The following is a 16,622-nucleotide window of genomic DNA, read 5'->3' as shown; positions in this document are numbered from 1 at the left end:
ATCTGGCAGGGAGACCGGACTCATGTTCCATGGCCTGAAAACCGGATTCTGGGTCCGTGCCACCCTCAGGCACCTCAACCAGAATGGCCTGATGGCCGCTCTGGTCCGTAAAGGTGACGAAGATGCTGGCAGTGTCTTCATCATGCTGAATGGCCGGGATGGACGCATCGCCATATTACGGGAACAGGGTGCGACATGGCTGCGCCAGACCTTTGAGGACAGCGACACGGAAAGTGCCATGATGCAGGCCAATGCCTATCTGGAACGGCAGAAACGGTACGACCCTGACCTCTGGATCATGGAGGTTGATGTCCTAGACAGCACCCACCCGCTGGAACATGACATCACCACACGCCGCTTCAGCCATGAAGACTGACCAGCCCCATGTTCCCCGGGGGCCGACCGACGCCTCATCCACCTGTAACACATAGGACACATCTTTTCCCGATTCAGACGCAAACGGCACAGGTATGTCCCGGCAATCCATTGCGTTTACTGTCACTTTCAGTGAAAAGGGTAGCCACCTGTCTGGCTGGAGAGTAATTACATGACCGCACGCCCCTCCATTACATCACTGCTGGCCCGCAGCGCCTGTGCCGCCTGCCTGTCAGTCATGGCGTTTGGTGCGGCCCGGGCACAGCCTGTCCGTGGCCTCTATGTCGGCGGGGCAGCGGGGGCGAGCTTCAACCAGTCCCAGACCGTCAATCCCCACACGAAGCTCTTTGCGCATGGTCGGGACGACTTTGCGACAGGCATCACCGGGCTGGGCAGCATCGGCTGGGGACTGGGGAACGGTTTCCGTGTGGAAGTGGAGGGCAACTACCGCAACAACCGCCTTTCCCGGTTCCATTCCCCCGGCTTCAGCAGCACAGCCCATGGTCACCAGCAGAAATACGGGGGCATGGCCAATGCCCTGTTTGACATGGATATCGGCCAGAACTGGATCTACCCCTATTTCGGGGCTGGTATCGGTTATGGAAGCCAGTTCACGAACACCAGAATCCAGGGGACAGGCGCAGACAGGGGCTACAGGCAGCGGACCCGTGACAGCGCAGGCGGCTTTGCCTATCAGGGCATCTTTGGTGTTTCACTGCCCGTGCCATGGGTTGTTGGCCTTTCCACCACAATGGAATATCGCTTCTACACCATCACGGGCCGCCACAGGCACTTCACGACAGCATCCTACAACATCGCTGCCCCCGACAGTGGACCCGTCAGCGGCAAGCGTGGCAGCCGGACAGATTTCAACCATTCCCTGATGCTCGGGCTGCGCTATGAGTTCAACCCGGCTCCGCCGCCACCGACACAGGCCCCCACCCTCTCCACCCCGGCACCTGCCCCCGTCCGCACCTATCTGGTGTTCTTCGACTGGGATCGTGCCAATCTGTCCGACCGGGCGCGGGCCATCGTGGAAACAGCTGCCCGCAACTCCACATCAGCCCAGTTCACCCGGATCCAGGTCAATGGCCATGCCGATTCTTCGGCTGTCCATCCTGGCAGCCGGAAGGCTGAGGCCTACAACATGGCCCTGTCTCTCCGCCGCGCGCAGACCATCAAGGCAGAGCTGATCCGCGATGGCGTACCGGCTGGCGTCATCGAGGTTCATGGTTTTGGTGATTCGAAGCCACTGGTCTCCACCCGCCCCGGTACGGCAGAACCGCAGAACCGTCGGGTGGAAATCGACTTCCAGTAAACAGGTACTTCAGAGTCTGACCGGCCTTCGCCTGCCGGTCAGACATCCTGATGTGCCCTCTCAAAAAACGGGCCGGACACGTATTCAGTGTGTCCGGCCCGTTTTTTCTGACAGGTCTCTACGCCCTGTTACTTCGTCTTGGCTGCCGGAGCGTGCCTGCTGACGGCATGGTGCACCGTTCGGGAGGTCGCATGATGGACAGCCTGAGGCGTCTTTTTCTCAGCTGATTCGGCCACCTTCTTGCCCGGTTCCTCAGAGGGGGCAGGGGCAGCTGCAACGACAGCCGGCTCGACCTGCACACGGACCTGAAGCTGACGGCGTGGCTGTGCATGGGCAGGAATCAGCTCCACGGTGAAGCTGTCAGCCCCCTTGTAATCCGCCGCAGGGGTGTATTCCACATATGTGCGGTTATCATAATTGTACAGAAAGGCCCTGCCATTCTCCGGCGGAGGAACCACACCAAAAGACACGTAACTGCCTCCACCCCCTTTGCTGACAGAAAACGGGCAGGTACCGCCATCACCAGCGCTGACCGTCATGCTCACACTCATGCGGCCCGTGGCGTCTGTCTGCACAGGCGATACCTCACAATGAGCAGCCCGCTTCTCGTTGGCAAAAGGATTGGGAGGAATCTCGATGCCACTCGGCCCCCTTGACTGCTGGCCGACACACCCGCCAAGGGCCAGAAGAGTTGCACCGACAACCCCTGCCCGCACTAGAAAACTGCTCTGCTGCACAGTCCACTCCAGAGAAAACTAAAAACAGATAAAAAAGGCGCATCCAGGCCCCTGCCCGCAATCCGCCAGTTTTCAGAACGCACGATACGCTTTCAGCACCATCATGAGAATGAGGTCTTCCATATTTCTTTCTCTGTCAGTTATGTTTAACGTTTCCTTCATCATTACACGGCCATATCCACCAAAGAATTGCCCGTCTCAGGGCAGACTTTCCCAAATGACCATGATATAGGCAGAGAACCTGTCAGCGGGAGTTTTCATATGTCTCTTCTGTCCTACGGCCTGTCCTTCTCCAGGACTGGACTGGCCCTTGCCACTGCGGCTTTTTTTGCCATTGCCCCTGCCTCATGGGCAGCAGCCTGCCACTCTTCGGCAGAAGACCATTCAGCCTTCAATCTGGCTGGTCTGAAATCGGAACTCATGGTGACGGCTCTCTCCTGCCAGACGCAGGACCGTTACAACCAGTTCATCACACGCTTCCGCCCCATCCTGACAGAATCGGAAAGACGGCTGGATTCCTATTTCCACCGGACATTTGGCCGCCAGGCGCAGAAAAAACATGATGATTACATCACCCAGCTGGCGGATGTGCAGTCCTTGGGGGGGCTGAAGTCCGGTACGGCCTTCTGTGCCCAACGTGTGCCGATGTATGACGAGATCGAGGCGCTGGACGATTCGAACAGCGACCTCGCCCATTATGCCGAGGCCAAGGATATTGTTCAGCCTTCTTCCTACGAAAGCTGCACGGCACCCCAGCCTCCCCACCGGGCCACGAGCCGCCGCAGGCGCCGGGGCTGACCTCCCGCCCCTCCCCACGCCCCGACAGACAGGATCACAGGATGGCCGATATGTTCGAGCAGGGTTCCACACCTGCCCCCTCCCATGTACAGCCAGCTGAACAGTATGATGCCGGGGCCATTGAGGTCCTTGAAGGGCTGGAGCCGGTACGCCGTCGCCCTGGCATGTATATCGGGGGTACGGACGATGCGGCCTACCACCATCTTGCTTCCGAAATCATTGACAACGCCATGGATGAAGCCGTGGCGGGTCATGCCACGACCATTGAGGTCTGTCTGGAAGACGCCCACACCCTGATGGTCCGTGACAATGGCCGTGGGATTCCGACTGACCCCCATCCCCGCTTCCCGAAAAAATCAGCCCTTGAGGTCATTTTCACCACGCTCCATGCGGGGGGGAAATTCTCTGGCAAATCCTATGCCACATCAGGCGGTCTGCATGGTGTGGGCAGCTCTGTCGTCAACGCACTGGCCTCCCATCTGGAAGTCGAGGTCTACCGCAACCGCAAGGGATGGCGACAGACTTTCTCCCGTGGTCTGCCAACCAGTACGCTGGAAAGCACAAAACCTGCCATCCGGCGTGGCACGATGGTGCGTTTCACCCCGGACAGTGACATTTTCGGCCCCCTGCATTTCTCCCCGGCCCGCCTGTACCGCCAGTGCCAGATCAAGGCAGCGCTGTTCCGGGGGGTCAGCATCACATGGTCCTGTGCCCCGGAACTTCTGAAAGGGGACAATGCTCCACCAGCCGAAGCTATCATCGCCTATCCAAATGGTCTGGAAGATGCCCTGACGGCTGATCTTGGTCCCTCACCTGCCCTGCTTACCCCCCTCTGGGCTGGTGAGGCTGAGCTGCCTGTGGCTGCCGATGGCCAACCCGGTGGGCGTGTCGAGTGGGCTGTTGCCTTTCTCGACCAGGGAAACAGCGCTCTCATTTCCTACTGCAACACCATTCCCACACCGCAGGGTGGCACCCATGAGAACGGCCTGCGAGCGGCACTCGTCAAAGGCTTCCGCAACTGGGGGGACCAGCGCAAGATTCGCCGTTCCAGCACCATCACGGCGGAAGATGTGCTGGGCACCATCAATGCCCGTCTGTCCGTTTTCATCCGCAACCCACAATTCCAGGGACAGACAAAAGACAGACTGACCACACAGGAGGCCAGCCGCCTCGTGGAAGGTGCCCTGCGGGACCGGATCGACCACTGGCTGGGGGGCAATCCCCAGCAGGCTGACAGTCTGGTCGGCTATATGGTCGAACGGGCAGAAGAACGCCTGCGCCGCCGTGAAGCCCGTGAAACAACCCGCAAAACGGCGACAAAGCGCCTGCGTCTGCCCGGCAAGCTGACAGACTGCTCCCGCAGCAATGCCCATGAGACGGAAATCTTTCTCGTGGAAGGCGAATCAGCCGGGGGGTCTGCCCGTCAGGCCCGTGACAGGGAAACACAGGCCGTTCTGCCCCTGCGGGGCAAGATACTCAATGTCGCCTCTGCCACACAGGAAAAACTGCTGGCCAATACGGAGCTGAAAGACCTGATCGAGGCACTTGGCTGTGGCTTTGGCAAGACTCTCGACCTTGAAAAACTGCGCTATGGCCGCATCATCATCATGACAGATGCTGACGTGGATGGCGCCCATATCGCCTCCCTGCTGATGACCTTCTTCTTCCGGGAGATGCCGGACCTCGTCCGGCAGGGGCACCTCTACCTGGCGCAGCCACCACTCTACCGGCTCACTCATGGCAGCAAGACCGTCTACGCCATGAACGACCTCGACCGTGACCGCAGGTTGAAGACGGACTTCAAGCCCAATGCCAAAGTTGAAATTTCACGCTTCAAAGGGCTGGGGGAAATGCCGGTTTCCGACCTCAAGGAAACCACCATGTCCCCTGCACGCCGCACACTCCTGCGTGTAACCGTCCCGACAGAAGACAACCTGATGACCCGCAGACGGATCGAGAGCCTCATGGGCCGCAAGCCTGAACTGCGCTTCCAGTTCATTCAGGAGCAGGCCCAGTCGGTCAATCTTCTCGATATCTGACACGCCCGAGCATCCCCGGAAACAGGAAGAGGCGCATCCCACAAACAGGATGCGCCTTTTCCATGTCAGCCGAATACCGGATTCGCCGGATTCTCTCCCATGCGGCCATCCGCCCTATGGAGCGTGGCGATCGCCGCCATCTCCTGCTCGGGCAGGACAAAATCGAACAGGTCCAGATTCTCTGCCATGCGCTCCCGATGAACTGATTTGGGAATCACGATCACCCCATTCTGGAGGTGCCAGCGCAGAATCACCTGTGCCGGGCTTTTGCCGTGGCGTCTGGCAATATCACCAATCAGCTCGTTGTTCAGTACAGTCCCCTTGCCCAGAGGACGCCACGCTTCGGTCTGAATTCCCACGCTTTTATGAAAAGCCCGCAACTCCTCCTGCTGGAAGAAAGGATGAATCTCGATCTGATTGACGGCAGGCACAACACCTGTCTCATCCATGATTCGCTGGAGGTGATCTTTCTCAAAATTGGACACGCCGATAGACCGGACACGCCCCTGTTTCTGCAGATCGATCAGAGCCTTCCACGTCTCCACATACAGTCCCTGCTGCGGCATTGCCCAATGAATGAGGTAGAGATCCACCACATCACGCTGCAGCAGACGGGCACTCTCATCAAAAGCTTTCAGGGTCGAATCATAACCCTGCTCGTCATTCCAGACCTTGGTTGTGACAAACATGGCGGGGTGCCCTTTCAGCCCCTCACCAACTCCCGCCTCATTACGATACAGCCGGGCCGTATCCACGGCCCTGTAGCCCAGCTCTATGGCTGTTCTGACAACATCAGCTGTTTCATCAGGCGGTGTTTCCCAGACACCAAGCCCGATCCACGGCATGGCATGACCATCATTCAGCTGTACACAGGATGCAGCATCCTTGGGAAAATCACTCATGTTCCCTCCCTGATTCTGGGCGACACGGTACTGACCACCAGCCAGTGCCGCCGGTTCATTCATCCTCGCTCTTCCCGAAAGATCAGGCAAGCCATTCTCCATGCACTCCCGGGAAATCAGACAGTCTGCTCAAACAGACCCATCTGTACCGGCAGGGAACGGTCCTCATACGACACCAGCGAGGAAATGGTCAGTCCCAGCAGTCGCACTGGCCGGTCCAGCGGGAAGAAACTGCGCAGAATTTCCAAAGCCACTGGCAGCAATACGCACTCATCGGCGGCAGGGAAAGCCATTGAGCGAGCCCGGGTTACCGTATGAAATCCAGCATAGCGCAACTTGAGCGTAACGGTCCGTCCGGCAAGGCGCTTCTGCGCACAGCCAGCAGCCAGTTTGCTGACAATCGCTTTCAACGTCGCTGCCAGCCTGTCCCATTCAGCCACGTCATGCGGAAAGGTTGTCTCCGTTCCCAATGACTTCCTGGGCCGGTTGGCCTCTACCGGGCGATGATCCTGACCTCTGGCGATATCATGATAGAACTGGGCTGAACTGCCAAAATGCTGCCTCAACTCCGGTACTGTCCATTTTCTGAGGTCCGCTCCCGTGTGGATTCCCAGACCATGCATCCGCCGCGTGGTCGCCGGCCCCACACCATGGAATTTCTCCACAGGCAGATCCGCCACGAAAGCAGCGCCCTGCCGGGGGGAAATCACAAAAAGCCCGTCGGGCTTTCGCTGCCCCGAAGCCAGTTTGGCCAGAAAACGGTTATACGATACCCCCGCTGAGGCCGTCAGCCCTGTCTGCTGCCGAATATCCCGCCGGATGGCTTCAGCAACGGCTGTAGCAGATCCATAAGGAGGCCACTGTTCCGTAACATCCAGATAGGCCTCATCCAGCGCCAGCGGCTGTATGAGCGCCGTATAATGCCGGAAAATGGCATGAATCTGAGCCGAGACAGCACGATAGACGTCAAAACGGGGAGGAACGAAGATCAGCTCCGGGCAACGTTCCAGTGCCATGTGCGAGGGCAAAGCGGAACGTACACCAAAGACACGGGCCTCATAACTGGCAGCGGCCACGACACCTCTACCCGACCCACGCCCCACAGCCACTGGCCTGCCACGTAAAGCCGGATTGTCCCGCTGCTCGATGGAAGCATAAAACGCATCCATGTCCACATGCAGGATCCGCCTCGCAGCGTCATCAGCCCTACCCTCTTTCACCCTTTCCAACCCCGCCGGATGGGACATGCCTGCCTCAGCCCCTCTCACGATCCCTGAAAAGATGCCGTTGGCATCGGCACATAACTGCCGACAACCAGCGCAAGGATGGTTACATCCGGGCTCTCAGCAGCGCTGTGGCAGACCGTATCACCCGGTGCAGGCAGGATGATCGGTGACTGAAACTCCGGCTCGGTACTCTGGGGCCAGAGAACCATCTGCCCGCTTTCCTTGACCTGAACCGCCTTTATGGTGGCCTCGAAACCATCCGACACTCTGGAACGTTGCATGGCGACCACATAATCCCCATTACGGGGCCGGCGTCCCAGCTCGGAAAAATTGATGACGATAACCACCGAACCATCCTGAAACACACGGTTCATAGACTGCCCCTTCACCATCAACCCGTATCGCTTCAGACCGGGATAGGCTGCATCGTAAGGAATGGTGATCGCATACTGGTCTGGAAGAGGCCATTCATGTGCCTCCTTCCAGACCCCGGCCTGCACCTCACCACAGACCTGCACCTGCGAAACAGGCAGATTAGGAGACGGCGCTGGCTGTTCGACTGTCTTCTGCTCTTCAGACCTGCTGATCTCTGCTACCAGAGGACCAACCGGCACACCCAGCACCTGGGCCAGGGCTGCCAGTTTGTCCGTACGGGGGAGATGTTTGCGCCGACGCATGTCCCGCAAAAAATCCACACCAACAGCAGGATTGATCTCACGGGCTTTCAGACAGGCCCGCCTGTCGGACAATCCCTGGGCCGCCAGAAGGGAATCCAGATGCGACAACAACGATTCAATAGACATGGTACGGGGATTATCCCTCTTTCCTGCGTATGTCCAGACAGGGGACACCCTAGGTCCTGTTAATTTTTCTTGACATTTAAGGGTATATCCCCGCATCCTCAGAGCAATTCCTTACAGGAGGCTCTCCGACACTCAATCTGCCAAGGAAGAAATACCCTCACTGCTTTCATCCTCTCCATATGACCTGATTGTCATGGGGCCATGCCCCATTACGGACCATAACGCAGTTTTCCGGGAGAATTCCTTTGTCTCGCATCACGCACATCACGACCACCCCGACACGGGAGCGGACCCGCAAGCCCGATTATGAAATCATCGGCCGCAGGCGCCGCCGTGCCAACACTCTTGGTGCCCTCTCCTCACGTCTGACTGCTGATGTCATTTCTGAAGCAGAACAGTGGGTCAAGGACTGGATGCTGGCCGAACACGGCTATCTCGACATCATGAAAAATGGCGGCGCCCCCGCACAGGCGGGGAATGTCTTCACCTTCAATGCATTGCAGGGCAAAGCCTGGGGGCGGCTGAACGCCTTCCGCCGCCATGCGGGACGGGCCCGACACCAGCTGCTCGTGAACATGCTGGGACTCGGCTGGTCCTTTTCTTCCCTCGGCTCCAAACTCTATCCCGATCTGCACCCGGACAGTGCCCGCAAAAAGGCTTCGGAAGAGTGCGCCGCCACACTGGAAATGCTGGCCGCCTTCTGGCAGGGACAGAGACGCGAAAAAGCCAGACAGGCTGTCACCATTGCCCGGGAACATCGCAAAGGGCTCGACATGATGACCCTGTCCAGACGCTATCATCTGGCCCCTGAAGGTCTTGAGAAGATCATCCGGCATGGCGAGATCATCCTGAACAAACCCCAGAAGATCACGGCTGCGGAACTCCGCAACTGACCATGGCAGCCGGATTGCTTTTTTCCTGTTGACAGCTTACCCGCTTTAGCCTATAAAAAGGACATCATCACGAGCCGTGCGCCCAGAGGGGTGTACGGCTTTTTTCATGACTGCTGTTCCAAGACAGACAGCTTTTCTTTCCCTTCAGGATGGATTCCGCAAACCACCGCCCTTCCCGGCGGTGCGACCCCATGCGCCATGATCCACCTCCACTGCACCACCGAGGCCCATCCTGCCGGACATGCATGATCCGGCTTCCATGCCCGGCACCTGCATTCATTAAAACGGACTTTCTTCCATGGCTCACATGCCTTCCTCCCCCGCCGGGCAGCCGCTCGGCCGCGGCCGCATCGTTCTGACCAGACGCGGCCTCTGCACCGTTCTTGCCGAAGAGGGCAACAGTCTTGTTCTCTGCCCGATCCACGAAGCTCCAGCCCTGACACACAGGGCCGACATTCCTCTGACATGGAGGGATGAACTCATTCTGGGACTGAAACAAAATGCGGTCGTCAGGGCCATTCCCTTCCTCAAGCAGCGTCAGGCCGTCACCCCCCAGCCTGCAAGTCTCTCCGCCTTCACCCTCACCCAGCTCCGCCTCCGGACACACCGGGAACTGCAGGTCAACGCTCTGGAAAGTGACAGGCTGCCCTTCTTCTCTGGCAGACATGCCCGCAACCGCCTTCATGCAACCCATGTCTCATGACACGCCCCGCAAAAAGCCTGTCTCCTTCTCGCAGAAACTCTTTGATGAAATGATGGAAGACCTCATGCTCGGCACTCCCCTGCATGACATCTGCTCCGGCGCACAGCGCCCCACCCTGCGCAGCTTCTATCGTTGGCTCCAGAAACATCCGGCCCTCCTGCCCCGTTATCGCCGGGCACGGGAACTGTCTGCCGACAGTCTGGAAAGCACCATCCTCTCCCATATCAGGGCCATGCCAGAAAAAGCTGATGCGGCCACGGTCAATTTCCACAAGCTGAGGTTCGACATGCTCCGCTGGATCATGGCCCGCCGTGCCCCAAAGCGGTATGGCGACCGGCAGACCATGGAACATGCCGGGCATGATGGCGGCCCCGTACACACCATCCAGCGGCTCATCATTGATCCCGCTGCTCCGGGCACAACACCACCGGACACATCACCGCAATAAAATGCAGGGGCCTCATGACAACAGACCGGGTCACCATCATGACACCCCGGGCCTTTGCGCCCCTTCTACAGCCTGCCCGCTATAAAGGCATCTGGGGAGGACGAGGTTCCGGGAAGTCCTGTTTCTTTGCCGGAATGCTGATCGAACAGGCCACACTGCGCCCCGGGTTGAGGGCGGTCTGCATCCGGGAAATCCAGAAATCCCTGACTGTTTCCGTTCACCAGCTGCTCCGGGACACCATCGCACGCCTGAACCTGTCCCACCTCTTCACAGTTTTGGACAGGGAAATCCGTACACCCGGCGGCGGTGTCATCCTCTTCCAGGGGATGCAGTCCCACAATGCCGAAACCATAAAATCCCTGGAAGGAATGAACATCGCCTGGGTGGAGGAAGCGCAGTCCCTCTCGGCCAGGTCCCTGAAACTCCTGCGCCCGACCATCCGCCAGCCCGGTTCCGAACTCTGGTTCAGCTGGAATCCCAATCATCCCTCCGACCCTGTGGATGCCTTCATGCGTGATCCTGCCACGGAAGGTGACCCCTCCTTCATCACGATCCGGGCGAACTGGTCAGACAATCCGTGGTTCCCAAATGTTCTGAATCAGGAACGAAAACGGGATCAACATCTGCGACCACAGGACTATGGGCATATCTGGGAGGGAGGCTATCAGCTGCATCACGAAGCCCTCATCTTCCCCGACCGCATCACGGTTGAAGAGTTCCGGCCCCCCAGCAGCTGCCGCTTCCATTTTGGAGTGGACTGGGGCTTCTCACGGGACCCCACAGCCGTCATACGCTGCTTCATTCACGAGGACATCCTCCATATCGACCATGAGGCAGGCGGCACCCACATTCCACTGGACCACCTGCCTGCCCTGTTCGACAGAATACCGGGCATCCGCCACTGGCCCATCCGGGCAGACGGTGCCCGGCCGGAAACGATCAGTTACCTTCGCACCCGCCATCATTTCCGCATCAGTGCCGCCCGAAAATGGCCCGGAAGCGTACAGGATGGCATCGAGAGGCTGCGCTCCTTCCGGTCCATCCGCATCCATCCCCGCTGCCAGCAGACAGTCCGTGAGTTCCGCCTCTACCGTTACAGGTCGGACCCGCTGACAGGCGATGTCCTCCCGCAGGTGGAAGATGCGAACAACCATTACATCGACGCCCTGCGTTACGCTCTGGATGGCCTCATCACCAACCAGTCCCCCCTGCCGGATTTCTCACGGTTTGCACCACCTACCTGATGGACATGGCTCTCACGGATGACCCAGCGCCCAGACCAGCCATCCCCCTACGGCTCCCCCCAGTATCAGCCCACCCAGAAGGGCCAGCAGAAGCATCCGTCCGGCAATACGCTGTGATGATGCCTTCCAGTCGATCCATCTCATGACACGTCTCCTTTCCGTTACAGATAGGCCTTGCCCATGCCCGGTTTTTCTCTCACCCGTCTGTTTGAAAAACAGCCCACAACAACCGCACGCCCCCGGCAGGAACCCGCCGCTCCACGTCACACCAGTATGGCCGGGAAGACAAGTCCCCACTGGCTGACCCGCCTATGGCGGGCCTCCCACACCATCCCTACACCCGATGACAGAGAGACAGCCACGCCATTCTCCCCCTACCGGCCACCACCGGGCGTCGTGCCGGAAGGACATGACCAGCCCGGCATGGATTCTGCCCCCACGGCCATGATGGACATGGCCTGCTGGGCTATGGGACAGACGGCAGCCCAGCCATCATGGATGGCCGACGGGCTTGGTTTTCTGGGGTATCCGACCCTCGCCCAGATGGCCCAGCGGGCGGAGTTCCGCAAACCCTGTGATGTCATCGCACGGGAAGCCACACGGGAATGGATCAGCCTCAGCACGCACAACCCAGACCATCCCTCTCCGGCTCTTCCGTCGGATCCCGCAGCCCGCCTTCATGCGCTGGATGTGGAGATGAAACGGCTGAATGTCCGCGAGCTTCTGCACCAGCAGATTCTGGACAGCCTGCTCTACGGCATCGGCCATATCTGGCTCAACATGGCTGACACGCCCCGCACGACCTATGGGCAGACACTCCCGCTGCCCCTCACCCCCCACGGGGTCCGCAGGGGAACTCTGGCCGGGCTGAAAAACATCGAACCGGTCTGGACCACGCCCAACGCCTACAATGCCGACTCTCCCCTGCAGGATGACTATTACCGGCCCCGCAACTGGTGGGTGCAGGGTAGCCTTGTCCATCGGGACAGGCTCATCAGCATGGTGCCTTATGGCGTATCCGACCTCTTCAAACCGTCATTCAATTTCGGCGGGATGAGCCTGACACAGCAGCTGCGCCCCTATGTCCACAACTTCCTGCGGACCCGCAACAGCATCAGCAACATCACGACCAATTTCTCCAGGCTTGTCCTGAAGACCGACATGGGCGGCCTGATGGCCACCGGCACCAGCGACGAGGCCGACCCGACAGCCTCCATCACGGGGCGGGCCTCCTTCATGCAGAAAATTTCCGAAGGACAGGACATCATCGTGGCCGACCGGCAGAACGAGGATGTATCCATCGTGGCCACACCCCTGACAGGGCTTGCCGACCTCCAGTCCCAGGCCATGGAAGCCATGGCCTCCATACCCGGCATACCGCTCGTGAAGCTCTTCGGCATCACCCCCAACGGGCTGAACGCCTCCTCCGCTGGAGAAATCAGGGTGTTCTACGATGAGATCGCCGCCTTTCAGGAAGCCCACATGCGGCCCGTGCTGAGCCGCCTGCTCACCCTGATCCAGCTCAACCTCTGGGGAGACACCGACCCTGCGCTGGAGATCACCTTCAAGCCCCTCTGGCAGCAGACCACACAACCACAGCCATCCGAGGCCTCATGACCATTCTCGCCTATGACCGCACCGGGTCCGTCCGCAGTTTTGATGACAACGGACGCCTCCGTGTGGAACGGACCCCCATCAGCAAGGCCAACATCTGCCTCTATCAGGGGCGGGAAATTCCCGACCATGCCCGGCTGGGCCTGAACCCGGACCAGTCCTACCGCCTCCTGCGGGACCCGAAAGAACTGGAAAAGGCGGCAGACAGTTTCAACTCCCTGCCTGTTCTGGAGGAACACGTCCCCACCAGTGCGGATGCCCACCCAAGGGAACTGACGGTCGGCTCCACCATGGACAATGCCCGCTTCGAAAGCCCTTACCTGACGGTCGGCATGGTCATCTTTGATGGTCCTGCCATCACCCGCATCCAGTCCGGCGACCAGAAGGAACTGTCCTGCGGCTACGCCTATGAGGCGGACATGACACCGGGCACCCATGAGGGCCAGCCCTATGACGGACGCATGGTCAACATCCGGGGAAACCATATTGCTCTCGTAACAAAAGGACGGGCCGGCCCTGACGTGCTGGTCCATGATTCTTCAGCCACAGGGAAAGCAGCCACCACCATGACACGGAAAGACGACACGCCCACCGCCGAGGCACCCCACCATGAAGAGGCGGAATCTGCCCTGAACGAGGCCATCCAGAAGGCCCTTTCCGCCGACCGCGCCCTGCGCCAGGCCACGGAGGAGGCACGCCGCCTTGTCCGCCCCCTGGTCGGAGAGGTTCATGGCATGGAAAGTGCCGATGACGTCTACCGCTATGCCCTCCGGCAGTCCGGCATGGCAGCGGACAGTCTCGCCGCCATCAATCAGGCCGGTCTTCATGCCCTCGTCCAGACCCGTCTGGAGGCCATGACTCCACCCATCACGCACGCTCCTGCCGCTGATGAAACCGCCACCGGGTATACGGCCCCACGCCGTTACTGACCCCATCCCTGCCCAGATTTACAGAAAGCACATCCATGTCCGATTTCCAGCAGACTGTCTCCTACACATGGCCGCAGGGTTTTCCCGGAGCCCCGGCCAGTGCCAACCCCATCCGCACGGCCATCGCCCCGGAAGGCGGATTCATCGCCAGAGAGGGCGGGCTGACCATTGCCCGTTTCGTCTGGCGTCATGAAGACGGCGTGAGCCTGAGCCACACCGGCACCACCACCCCGGCGGGCTTCCTCTACCGTTCGCAGCAGGGGCTGACGACACAGTATCTCCAGTCCGCCACCATGACCCTGCCGCAGGGCTTCATGGCCAGCCTTGCTGAGGGCGGAGACTTCTGGGCCGTGGCCAGCACGGCCGCCACGGCGGGACAGGCCGTCTATGCCTCCACAGGTGACGGCAGCCTCCAGACGGCCCCGGCAGGCAACACACCGCAGGGAACCGTGGCCACAGGCTGGACGGTCTCCCGTGGCGGCAGTGCGGGAGAACCGATCATCATTTCCGGCCCCATGCACCCCATGACGGCCTGACCCCTCTTCAACCCGCCCGCCCCTTCTCCGCTCCCGACCACAAGCAAGGTATCACCATGCCCCACTCCATTTCTTCCGCCATGCTGAAACGTGACTTCGGCATTCATGGCGTGCTTGACCACGCCATGGCCTTCGACAGCGCCGTGACGGCTCCCAATTCCGGCATTCCGTCCATCTTTTCCACCTATGCCGACCCTCGCACCATCAAGGCTCTCATCACACCCATCCGGGCCGAGGCCATCTATGGCCAGGGCCAGAAAGGCGACTGGCTGACGGACACGGCACAATTCCCCTTTGTCGAACTTTCCGGCCAGACAGCTTCCTACGGGGACTATGACAGCTCCGGGGACAGTGACGTCAACGCCAACTGGGTGCAGAGGCAGTCCTTCCATTTCCAGACATGGACCCGCTGGGGAGAACGGGAGGCGGAACGCATGGGGGCGGCACGGCTGGACTGGGTCTCCCGCAAGAATGAGGCGTCCATCTCCATCCTGAACAAGACGAGCAACCGCATCAGCCTCTTCGGAATGGAAGGTCTCCAGCTGCGTGGTGCCCTCAATGACACAGCCCTGCCACCGGCCATCCAGCCCACCCCGAAGATTGCTCCTTCCGGAGCGGCAACGGGCAGCAGCGACTGGCTGAGCATGACCGACCCGATGCAGGTCTATGCCGACATTCTCAAGGCCTTCCAGCAGCTTTCCGAACAGATGGGCGGAAATGTCACGCTGGAAAGCCCCCTGACCCTCGTCATTCCGACGGAGCGACAGCAGTGCCTGCTATACACGAACCAGTTCCGTGTCTCCCTTCGTGAACTGCTGCGGGAGAACCTGCCCAACCTGAAGATCGAGACCCTGCCGGAAGCCGGCAGTACGCTGTCTGGTGGTCTCAGCAAGGTCACGCAGATGCAGCTCTTCCTGCGGGAGGTGGACGGGCAGGAAAGTGTCACCACCGCCTTTACCGAGAAGCTGCGTGCCCATGCGGTCGAACGCTACAGCTCCTACATCCGCCAGAAAAAATCCCAGGGCACATGGGGAACCATCTGGTTCTACCCGGTGGCCTGCGTCACCATGACAGGAATCTGAACCATGGCCGATACTGTCACCGTCCTCTGCCGTCTGCCTTCCGGCATCCGGCTCGACCTGCATGACCTCTCCAGCCTGAGCGAACGGACACAGGCCACGGCCCCCGTCATGACTCCGCCACAGGCCCGGTCCTCCATACTGCTGAATGGCATCCGGCAGGACCCGCTCTACCATCCCGTGGAAAACCGTCTGCTCGGGCGGGCAGGACGGACCACTGTGCCGACCAACTTCTGGAAAGCCTGGCTGGAACAGAACAGGCAGAGCGACCTCATCACCCGGAAGATCATCTTTGCCGAAACCACGCCCGCCCGTGCCGACAATGCCATGGCCGAACTGGCCAAGGACCGCACGGGGCTGGAAGGGGCTGACAACACCACCCTGGCCGAAGGTGTCACCCCCATACAGAAAACAGCCTGACCACCCGCCCGTGCCTTATGCCCTCCAGCCCAACGGCACGGGCCTCCAACCGGGAGACAATGCCACCATGACGGACTCCTCCCCCCCAGGGCAGGTTACCTTTTCCTATCAGGACTGGCTCGCCGCCTATCCGGCCTTCGTCGGGCATGTCAGTGCCGGGCAGGCGGAAAGCTTCTTCCAGCTGGCAGAACTGATCCTCAACAATACGGGCCGCTCCCCTGTCCGGGACATGACACGACGCAGGACGCTGCTCTGGCTGCTGGTAGCGCACCAAGCGCAGCTCTTCGCCACCGAAACACCAGCCCAGTCTGGTGAGGCCACCGGCAGCCCGCCAGCGGCACCGCCAGTCGGACGGGTCGCCTCCGCCACACGGGGGGCGGTCTCCATCACACTGGATGGCAGTGCCCTGCCAAGGCAGGCCGGGTGGTTCAGCCAGACGCAGTATGGACTGATCTTCTGGCAGGCCACGGCCCCCCTCCGCCAGATGCGCTTCCTGCCTGGCCAGGCACATCCAGCCTACCTCTGGCCCTGATACGGAAACGGCCCACCCCAGAAGGG

The 16,622-nt window shown here is 60.1% G+C and carries 19 protein-coding genes; 14 read left to right on the top strand and 5 right to left on the bottom strand.

Annotation, left to right across the window (positions count from 1 at the left end; translation table 11 throughout):
• Positions 1–22: 22 nt before the first annotated feature.
• Both DTI93_RS00195 and DTI93_RS00190 read left to right on the top strand, forming a co-directional pair.
• Positions 23–376, top strand: a complete 354-nt coding sequence (locus tag DTI93_RS00195) for a DUF1491 family protein (RefSeq protein ID WP_086431799.1) — start codon at positions 23–25, stop codon at positions 374–376.
• 171 nt (positions 377–547) lie between these two features.
• Positions 548–1,693: an OmpA family protein gene (locus DTI93_RS00190; protein ID WP_086441364.1), complete on the top strand. Its 1,146-nt coding sequence runs from the start codon at positions 548–550 to the stop codon at positions 1,691–1,693.
• A 128-nt stretch (positions 1,694–1,821) separates the two neighbouring features.
• Here DTI93_RS00190 and DTI93_RS00185 read toward each other — a convergent pair whose 3' ends face one another.
• Complete coding sequence (locus tag DTI93_RS00185) at positions 1,822–2,430, bottom strand: Ig-like domain-containing protein (RefSeq protein WP_249079265.1); 609 nt, start codon at positions 2,428–2,430, stop codon at positions 1,822–1,824.
• A gap of 261 nt (positions 2,431–2,691) precedes the next feature.
• On the opposite strand from DTI93_RS00185, the gene DTI93_RS00180 reads away from it, so the two are divergent.
• Positions 2,692–3,228: a hypothetical protein gene (locus tag DTI93_RS00180; protein WP_081562618.1), complete on the top strand. Its 537-nt coding sequence runs from the start codon at positions 2,692–2,694 to the stop codon at positions 3,226–3,228.
• Positions 3,229–3,269: 41 nt separating this feature from the next.
• Positions 3,270–5,267, top strand: a complete 1,998-nt coding sequence (locus DTI93_RS00175; protein ID WP_408863021.1) for a type IIA DNA topoisomerase subunit B — start codon at positions 3,270–3,272, stop codon at positions 5,265–5,267.
• Positions 5,268–5,332: 65 nt separating this feature from the next.
• On the opposite strand, the gene DTI93_RS00170 is transcribed toward DTI93_RS00175, so the two are convergent.
• The 3 genes from DTI93_RS00170 to DTI93_RS00160 form a co-directional block, all read right to left on the bottom strand.
• Complete coding sequence (locus DTI93_RS00170) at positions 5,333–6,169, bottom strand: aldo/keto reductase (RefSeq protein ID WP_043561701.1); 837 nt, start codon at positions 6,167–6,169, stop codon at positions 5,333–5,335.
• 116 nt (positions 6,170–6,285) lie between these two features.
• Entirely contained in the window at positions 6,286–7,338 is a 1,053-nt protein-coding gene (gene dinB, locus DTI93_RS00165) for a DNA polymerase IV (RefSeq protein WP_249079264.1), read from the bottom strand.
• 95 nt (positions 7,339–7,433) lie between these two features.
• Entirely contained in the window at positions 7,434–8,198 is a 765-nt protein-coding gene (locus DTI93_RS00160) for a LexA family transcriptional regulator (protein ID WP_166651630.1), read from the bottom strand.
• A 245-nt stretch (positions 8,199–8,443) separates the two neighbouring features.
• On the opposite strand from DTI93_RS00160, the gene DTI93_RS00155 reads away from it, so the two are divergent.
• The 4 genes from DTI93_RS00155 to DTI93_RS00140 all read left to right on the top strand — a co-directional run bounded on the left by DTI93_RS00155 (position 8,444) and on the right by DTI93_RS00140 (position 11,486).
• Positions 8,444–9,091, top strand: coding sequence for a hypothetical protein (locus DTI93_RS00155; RefSeq protein WP_043561032.1), 648 nt, complete (start codon positions 8,444–8,446; stop codon positions 9,089–9,091).
• A gap of 298 nt (positions 9,092–9,389) precedes the next feature.
• Positions 9,390–9,794 (top strand): hypothetical protein, encoded by a 405-nt coding sequence (locus DTI93_RS00150; RefSeq protein WP_086431794.1) that lies wholly within the window; start codon positions 9,390–9,392, stop codon positions 9,792–9,794.
• Complete coding sequence (locus DTI93_RS00145; protein WP_143539806.1) at positions 9,775–10,242, top strand: hypothetical protein; 468 nt, start codon at positions 9,775–9,777, stop codon at positions 10,240–10,242. Before DTI93_RS00150 ends, DTI93_RS00145 begins: the two co-directional genes overlap by 20 nt.
• Positions 10,243–10,256: 14 nt before the next feature.
• A complete protein-coding gene (locus tag DTI93_RS00140) occupies positions 10,257–11,486 on the top strand; it encodes a PBSX family phage terminase large subunit (protein WP_249079263.1) in 1,230 nt (409 codons plus the stop codon).
• A 12-nt stretch (positions 11,487–11,498) separates the two neighbouring features.
• Here the strand turns inward: DTI93_RS00140 and DTI93_RS09465 are convergent, their stop codons facing one another.
• Positions 11,499–11,630, bottom strand: a complete 132-nt coding sequence (locus tag DTI93_RS09465; protein ID WP_256462226.1) for a hypothetical protein — start codon at positions 11,628–11,630, stop codon at positions 11,499–11,501.
• A 36-nt stretch (positions 11,631–11,666) separates the two neighbouring features.
• Between DTI93_RS09465 and DTI93_RS00135 the strand changes: the two genes are divergently transcribed.
• The 6 genes from DTI93_RS00135 (at position 11,667) to DTI93_RS00110 (ending at position 16,596) form a co-directional block, all read left to right on the top strand.
• Entirely contained in the window at positions 11,667–13,103 is a 1,437-nt protein-coding gene (locus tag DTI93_RS00135; protein WP_154980962.1) for a DUF1073 domain-containing protein, read from the top strand.
• Positions 13,100–14,029 carry a DUF2213 domain-containing protein gene (locus DTI93_RS00130; RefSeq protein WP_052349251.1) on the top strand — a complete coding sequence of 310 codons (930 nt, stop codon included), beginning with the start codon at positions 13,100–13,102 and terminating at the stop codon, positions 14,027–14,029. The genes DTI93_RS00135 and DTI93_RS00130 overlap by 4 nt, the downstream gene beginning before the upstream one ends.
• A gap of 35 nt (positions 14,030–14,064) precedes the next feature.
• The gene (locus DTI93_RS00125) at positions 14,065–14,565 is read left to right on the top strand and encodes a hypothetical protein (RefSeq protein WP_081562629.1); all 501 of its coding nucleotides are present in this window, start codon (positions 14,065–14,067) and stop codon (positions 14,563–14,565) included.
• Between the two features lie 56 nt (positions 14,566–14,621).
• The gene (locus DTI93_RS00120) at positions 14,622–15,647 is read left to right on the top strand and encodes a hypothetical protein (protein WP_052349250.1); all 1,026 of its coding nucleotides are present in this window, start codon (positions 14,622–14,624) and stop codon (positions 15,645–15,647) included.
• A gap of 3 nt (positions 15,648–15,650) precedes the next feature.
• Complete coding sequence (locus tag DTI93_RS00115; RefSeq protein ID WP_249079262.1) at positions 15,651–16,064, top strand: hypothetical protein; 414 nt, start codon at positions 15,651–15,653, stop codon at positions 16,062–16,064.
• A gap of 67 nt (positions 16,065–16,131) precedes the next feature.
• Positions 16,132–16,596 carry a DUF4054 domain-containing protein gene (locus DTI93_RS00110; protein ID WP_248630321.1) on the top strand — a complete coding sequence of 155 codons (465 nt, stop codon included), beginning with the start codon at positions 16,132–16,134 and terminating at the stop codon, positions 16,594–16,596.
• Positions 16,597–16,622: the final 26 nt, after the last annotated feature.

The organism is Parasaccharibacter sp. TMW 2.1884, assembly GCF_023337695.1.
Lineage (GTDB): Bacteria > Pseudomonadota > Alphaproteobacteria > Acetobacterales > Acetobacteraceae > Bombella > Bombella apis.
This window is presented reverse-complemented; position numbering and strand designations above follow the sequence as displayed.

Bases quoted from the DNA above. Each gene is read 5' to 3' on its own strand.
- DTI93_RS00195 (WP_086431799.1), top strand. From the start codon at position 23: ATGTTCCATGGCCTGAAAACCGGATTCTGGGTCCGTGCCACCCTCAGG.
- DTI93_RS00115 (WP_249079262.1), top strand. From the start codon at position 15,651: ATGGCCGATACTGTCACCGTCCTCTGCCGTCTGCCTTCCGGCATCCGG.
- DTI93_RS00110 (WP_248630321.1), top strand. From the start codon at position 16,132: ATGACGGACTCCTCCCCCCCAGGGCAGGTTACCTTTTCCTATCAGGAC.
- DTI93_RS00190 (WP_086441364.1), top strand. From the start codon at position 548: ATGACCGCACGCCCCTCCATTACATCACTGCTGGCCCGCAGCGCCTGT.
- DTI93_RS00140 (WP_249079263.1), top strand. From the start codon at position 10,257: ATGACAACAGACCGGGTCACCATCATGACACCCCGGGCCTTTGCGCCC.
- DTI93_RS00135 (WP_154980962.1), top strand. From the start codon at position 11,667: ATGCCCGGTTTTTCTCTCACCCGTCTGTTTGAAAAACAGCCCACAACA.
- dinB (WP_249079264.1), bottom strand. From the start codon at position 7,338: ATGGATGCGTTTTATGCTTCCATCGAGCAGCGGGACAATCCGGCTTTA.
- DTI93_RS00180 (WP_081562618.1), top strand. From the start codon at position 2,692: ATGTCTCTTCTGTCCTACGGCCTGTCCTTCTCCAGGACTGGACTGGCC.
- DTI93_RS00175 (WP_408863021.1), top strand. From the start codon at position 3,270: ATGGCCGATATGTTCGAGCAGGGTTCCACACCTGCCCCCTCCCATGTA.
- DTI93_RS00160 (WP_166651630.1), bottom strand. From the start codon at position 8,198: ATGTCTATTGAATCGTTGTTGTCGCATCTGGATTCCCTTCTGGCGGCC.
- DTI93_RS00170 (WP_043561701.1), bottom strand. From the start codon at position 6,169: ATGAGTGATTTTCCCAAGGATGCTGCATCCTGTGTACAGCTGAATGAT.
- DTI93_RS00150 (WP_086431794.1), top strand. From the start codon at position 9,390: ATGGCTCACATGCCTTCCTCCCCCGCCGGGCAGCCGCTCGGCCGCGGC.
- DTI93_RS00145 (WP_143539806.1), top strand. From the start codon at position 9,775: ATGCAACCCATGTCTCATGACACGCCCCGCAAAAAGCCTGTCTCCTTC.
- DTI93_RS00125 (WP_081562629.1), top strand. From the start codon at position 14,065: ATGTCCGATTTCCAGCAGACTGTCTCCTACACATGGCCGCAGGGTTTT.
- DTI93_RS00130 (WP_052349251.1), top strand. From the start codon at position 13,100: ATGACCATTCTCGCCTATGACCGCACCGGGTCCGTCCGCAGTTTTGAT.
- DTI93_RS09465 (WP_256462226.1), bottom strand. From the start codon at position 11,630: ATGAGATGGATCGACTGGAAGGCATCATCACAGCGTATTGCCGGACGG.
- DTI93_RS00120 (WP_052349250.1), top strand. From the start codon at position 14,622: ATGCCCCACTCCATTTCTTCCGCCATGCTGAAACGTGACTTCGGCATT.